Origin of the sequence: Streptomyces sp. WELS2 (assembly GCF_013870595.1) — a bacterium.
GTDB lineage: Bacteria > Actinomycetota > Actinomycetes > Streptomycetales > Streptomycetaceae > Streptomyces.
Window position 1 is genome coordinate 1 of the sequence record NZ_JACBWZ010000413.1, and the last position, 5,507, is coordinate 5,507.

Annotated in this window: 4 protein-coding genes; 2 read left to right on the top strand and 2 right to left on the bottom strand. The window is 74.1% G+C overall.

The window, feature by feature from the left end:
• The coding region (locus H5J33_RS21920; protein ID WP_220212616.1) for a hypothetical protein at positions 1-449 on the top strand (449 nt) is incomplete at its 5' end.
• A gap of 484 nt (positions 450-933) precedes the next feature.
• Here the strand turns inward: H5J33_RS21920 and H5J33_RS21925 are convergent.
• Together H5J33_RS21925 and H5J33_RS21930 are read right to left on the bottom strand one after the other, a co-directional pair.
• Complete coding sequence (locus H5J33_RS21925; RefSeq protein ID WP_181796629.1) at positions 934-1,554, bottom strand: hypothetical protein; 621 nt, start codon at positions 1,552-1,554, stop codon at positions 934-936.
• Positions 1,555-1,872: 318 nt separating this feature from the next.
• Entirely contained in the window at positions 1,873-4,038 is a 2,166-nt protein-coding gene (locus tag H5J33_RS21930) for a RecQ family ATP-dependent DNA helicase (RefSeq protein ID WP_181796630.1), read from the bottom strand.
• Between the two features lie 144 nt (positions 4,039-4,182).
• Here H5J33_RS21930 and H5J33_RS21935 point away from each other — a divergent pair.
• Positions 4,183-5,507 (top strand): DUF4192 domain-containing protein (locus H5J33_RS21935; protein WP_181796631.1); only part of this gene is annotated, 1,325 nt, incomplete at its 3' end.

The window sequence follows — 5,507 nt, forward strand, 5'->3', positions numbered from 1 at the left end:
GAGACGCGGCTGTGGCCAATCCCGGTCCTTCCGGTCCGGCCGCTCCCGCCGCCACGGCGGGCCCGCAGATCCAGTTGATCCCGGCTTCGGCCGAGGGTGCGCTCGACGCCGCCGAGGAGGCGGTGGACCTGCTCCTGGACTCGGGCCGCGCCCCCGGCGACGTGCTCGTGCTCACCACCGGTGCCCAGCACCCGTGGGCCGAACACGAACTGTCCTTCGGCGAAGCGTCCTACTGGGCGCAGCACGACGCCGGTGACGACGTCTTCTACGCGGACGCCGCCGTCGCCTCCCGCGCCGCCACCCGCCCGGTGGTCGTCGTGGCCGTCAACGGAGGCCCCGCCTCCGCCGCTGCCACCGCCCTCCCGCTGGCCCACTCCCGTGCCGGTGCCCTGCTGATCGTCTGCGGTGACCCGCAGCAGATCAACTCGGTGCTGGGCGCCGGCGTCTGAGTCGCGTCGGCACCTCGGGACACCGAGGGGCCGAAGGAGCCGCTCCGGCGGAATCCGCACGGTGCGGCTTTTGGCGTGCCCGGACGACGGGCTCGATGCGCCCGGCCGGCGGGCCGCGGCCATGAGGCCGCCGGGTCCGTTCTCGCCGCCGGGTCCGTTCTCCCGGGGAGGCCCGGGAGCACCGGACGGCATCGCGCCGGGGGCGTGATCCGGGCAGCCTTGGCGACGCATGGCGATGCCTCTCGGCCGGACACGCGCGCGCTCGGTGCGGCCCGCACCACCCGCGGCCCTCTCCGGGGCACATCAGGGGCGGAGCCCTGAGGTCACCCAGGGCTCCTCGGTGTCCGGAAGGCGAGCCTGCCGCTCCTCCTCGGGACCGCTTTGTGAGCACGCCGGTTCGGCCCGGCCGTCGCGCGCCGGGCGGATGCGTTGTAGCAGCCTCCGGTCGGTGCCGCGAACCGGCGTACCGTCCGCAGCACGCTGGTCAGCGGGCCGCCGCCCGGCTCAGCACCTCGGAGACCGGGCCGCCGGTGCGTGGCCCGAGTGGTGGGGCCTCCGACGTGGCGAACGGCTCCGGGGCCGAGTGCGCGTTCGGCCGGCGCCCCCCACGTCCCTCGCCGAGCACCTGCCAGCCGTCGTGGGTCAGCGTGATGTACGCGCCGCAGCGCAGCCCGTGCAGCGTGCAGGCATCGCGCAGCCCCCACATCCAGGCGCCGTCCTCCTCGGTCCAACGCGCGTCGCCCTCACGGCAGTAGAGCAGGACGGCCGTGCGCACAGGGGTGCGGCGGCGCAGGTCGTGCGGAATCACCCGGCGCAACTGGGCCAGCAGCGCGTTGCGGAACATCCAGCCGTCGGCCGGGGTCGCACGGCGCGTGAACGAGGCGCTCGCCCGCAACCGCTCGTCCGGGTCGAGCACCGCCACGACCGCCGTGAGCGGCTTCGGGTGGTGGCGGGCGTGCAGACCGCTGACGACCTCACGGGGGTTGCGCAGCAAAGGGATCCCGGCGGCTGCCCACTCCGCGGACTCGAGCAGACGACTGGCGGAGGCGGCGGACGCCGGCGTAGACAACGAGGCCGCCGAGGACGAGGCGAATCCGAAGGTCACGTTCCTCCCTTCGGCTACGCGCCCACACTGCGGGCGAGGTCGGATTCGGGGGAGCGCGCGCCGCAGCGGAGCTCAACCGGTCACGGTGAGTCGTGCGGGTAGCGGACCTCGATTCTTCCTGTCGAACTTGGTTGCGGCAACGAGCAATTGGTGCCGCCGAGTGTTATCTGGTAGTGCGTGGCTTATATCCCTCCTACCCAAAGGGCGGGCCGTCGACGCCTGCGCCCTGCGCGGCCCCGTCCGGTGGGCCGCCGCGAACGGCCGCGCGGCAGCCCGCAACAGCGGTGACGCCGCACTAGTCCCCGGACGACGCCGCACTCATCCCTGAATGGCGAGAACCAGTGGCAACACGCCACGCGCCCCGGACTTGCGGAGCAGACGCGCCGCGACCGCCAGGGTCCAGCCCGTCTCCGTGAAGTCGTCGACCAGCAGCACCGGGCCGTCGGCCGCGGCGAGTGCCGACGCCAGGGCGGGCGGCACCGTCAGCGCCCCGTCGAGCGCTTTCAGTCGCTGTGCGCTGTTGCTGCGGGGCATCCGGGGCGCATCCCCCGCGTATTCCACCGAGCCGAGCAGGGGCAGCCTGCCGACCTCGGCGATGCGGGCGCCCAGGGAGTGGATCAGCCTGGGCCGGCTGCGCGAGGCCATGGTGACCACGCCCACCGGCCGGGCCGGGGCGTCGGACGCACCGGAGGCCCAGCCGCCCGGACCACGGGCCCAGTCGGCCAGCACGCCGACCACGGCCCGGGCCACGTCGTCCGGCACCGCGGCGTCCGGTGCCTGCGGCGCGAACAGGGGACGCAGCCGGTTGCCCCAGCCGATGTCCGACAGCCGTCCCAGAGCCCTCCCCGGCGAGGCCTGTTCCCCCGCCGGGATACGCCCCTTGAGGCCGATGCCGATGGCCGGGAGCCCGGTCGGCCACATGCGCCGGGGCTCCACCTCGACCCCGGCGCGGCCCAGGTCGCTCCGCGCGGCGTCCAGAGCCGCCGGGGACAGACCGGAGGTGAAGCGCGGCCCCGCGCAGTTGTCGCAGCGGCCACACGGCTTGGCGCCCTCGTCGTCCAGCTGGCGCTGGAGGAATTCCATCCGGCACTCGGTGGTGGTGGCGTACTCGCGCATCGCCTGCTGCTCGGCCGCGCGCTGCCGGGCCACCCACGCGTAGCGCTCGGCGTCGTACGACCAAGGCTGTCCGGTGGCCGTCCAGCCGCCCTTGACCCGCCGCACCGCCCCGTCCACGTCGAGGACCTTCAGCATGGTCTCCAGGCGGGAACGGCGCAGCTCCACCAGCGGTTCCAGGGCGGGCAGCGACAGGGGGCCGTCCGCCCGGGCGAGCACGTCGAGGGTGCGCCGGACCAGGTCTTCGGAGGGAAAGGCCAGCGAGGAGAAGTACTCCCAGATCGCCTCGTCCTCCTTGCCCGGCAGCAGCAGTACCTCGGCGTGGGCGACGCCGCGGCCGGCCCTGCCGACCTGCTGGTAGTAGGCGATGGGGGAGGAGGGCGAGCCGAGATGGACGACGAAACCGAGATCCGGCTTGTCGAAGCCCATACCGAGCGCGGAGGTGGCCACCAGGGCCTTGACGCGGTTGGCGAGCAGATCCTCCTCCGCCTGCTGCCGCTCGGCGTTCTCCGTCTTGCCCGTGTAGGAGGCGACGGTGTGTCCGCGCTGCCGCAGGAAGGCGGTGACCTCCTCGGCGGCGGCGACGGTGAGGGTGTAGACGATGCCGGAGCCCGGCAGCTCGTCGAGGTGGTCGGCGAGCCAGGCCATCCGGTGCGCGGCATCCGGCAGCCGCAGCACACCGAGGCTCAGGCTCTCCCGGTCCAGCGGCCCGCGCAGCACCAGCGCGTCCATCGTGCCGCCCGTGCCGAGCTGCTCGGCGACGTCCGCGGTCACCCGGGCGTTGGCCGTGGCGGTGGTGGCCAGCACCGGGACGCCGGACGGCAGGTCGCCGAGCATGGTGCGCAGCCGGCGGTAGTCGGGGCGGAAGTCGTGGCCCCAGTCGGAGATGCAGTGGGCCTCGTCCACCACCAGCAGGCCGGTGGCGGCGGACAGCTTGGGCAGGACCTGGTCGCGGAAGTCGGGGTTGTTCAGCCGTTCCGGTGAGACCAGCAGCACATCGACCTCGCCCGCCGCGATCCCCGCCTGGACGGCGTCCCATTCCTCGGTGTTGGCCGAGTTGATGGTCCGGGCGTGGATACCGGCCCGGCCCGCGGCCTCCACCTGGTTGCGCATGAGCGCGAGCAACGGCGAGACGATCACCGTGGGGCCGCTCCCTCTGGCCCGCAGCAGCGAGGTCGCGACGAAGTACACCGCGGACTTGCCCCAGCCCGTGCGCTGTACGACCAGGGCCCGGCGGCGGTCGGCGACCAGCGCCTCGATCGCCCGCCACTGGTCCTCGCGCAGCCGGGCGGCGCCCGTGGCGTCCCCGACGAGCCGGGCGAGAACGGCGTCGGCTTCCGCCCGGAGATCCGCGTTGCTCGTGTGTTCCATGCGTTCCATACAACAGGACCGCACCGACAACCGGGCGGGCCCGGGCCGAGTCTGTGGACAACCAGGACAGCGTTGTCGTGTCCCTGATCCGACTTATCCACAGGGCCTCAAGCGGAATCTCGAAATCCGCGAGATTGTCGGCGCATGACGAATCACAGCGAAACCGCCGGACCCTTCGGAAACGACGACATCTCCGGGCACGCCCCGCCGGCCGGACCGGACGACCACACCGCGCAGGTCACCCTGCGCACCCCCGCGGAACTGGCCGACGCCCTGCCCTACCTGCTCGGCTACCGCCCCGAGGACAGCATGGTGCTCGTCGCCCTGCACGACCGGGGAGGCAGCGGCAGGTTCGGCGGCCGGGCCCGGCTCGGCATCCCGGCGAACGACGAGGACTGGGAAGCCGCCGCCCGGCAGCTGGCCCGCGGGCTGGTGACCGGCAGCGAGCGGCGCGGCGCCCGGCCCGAGGGCATGGTGGCCTACGTCTGCCAGGAACCGCGCCCCGGCGAGTCCGGCCGGGAGGTCAAGCAACGGCTGACGAGGCTGGTCCAGCTGATGCGCACCGAGTGCGGAAGCCTGGACGTGCCCGTCGTCGAGGCCCTGTGCATCTCGGACGGGCGTTTCTGGTCGTACTGCTGCCCGGTCAAGGGCTGCTGCCCCGAGGACGGCTCCCCGATGGGCCTGCCCGGCACCTCCGTACTCGCCGCGGCGGCCACCTACGCCGGTCTCCAGGTGCGCGGCACGCTGAAAGAACTGCGCGCCAGGCTGCAACCCTGGGAGTCCACCGCCGCGCTGGACCAGGAGATCGCCCTCGACGCGGCGGGCATGAGCATGGTGCCCCGCATCCTGGACGAGACGACCCGCGAGGAGGTCGCGCAGGAGACCCTCGTCCTCGCCGAGCGGATCATCCGCCGCTTCGCCGCGGCCGCACCGGTCTCCGGCACCCATCCGGCGGATGTCCGCGACGACGGCCTCCTCGACGCCCACGAGGCGGCGACCCTCATCCTCGGACTCCAGGACCGCACGACCCGCGACCGGGCCGCCGCCTGGATGGAAGGGGACGTCGCGGGCCCGGCACTGCGGCTCTGGCGCGCCCTGGCCCGCCGCTGCGTCGGCCCCTACGGCGAGCACGCCGCCGCACCGCTGACCCTGGCGGGCTGGGTCGCCTGGTCCACGGGCGACGAACTGGAGGCGCGCGAGGCACTGGCCATGGCACTCGGGGCGGATCCCGACTACCTCTTCGCCCGCCTCCTGCACCAGGCATGCAACGAGGGGCTCGACCCGGAGGCGGTCCGCCGCTGCCTGCGCGCCCAGGACACGCAGGGCGCACGGCCCACGCCGGTACGGGCGGCGCGGCAAACGGACCCGGCACCGCGGCAGGCGCTCGCCGAGAGCCCGCGGAACCCGGTCCCGGCACCCCGGACCCCGGCGGACGGCCCGGCTCCAGCCCCCCGGCCGGGCGGGCAGCG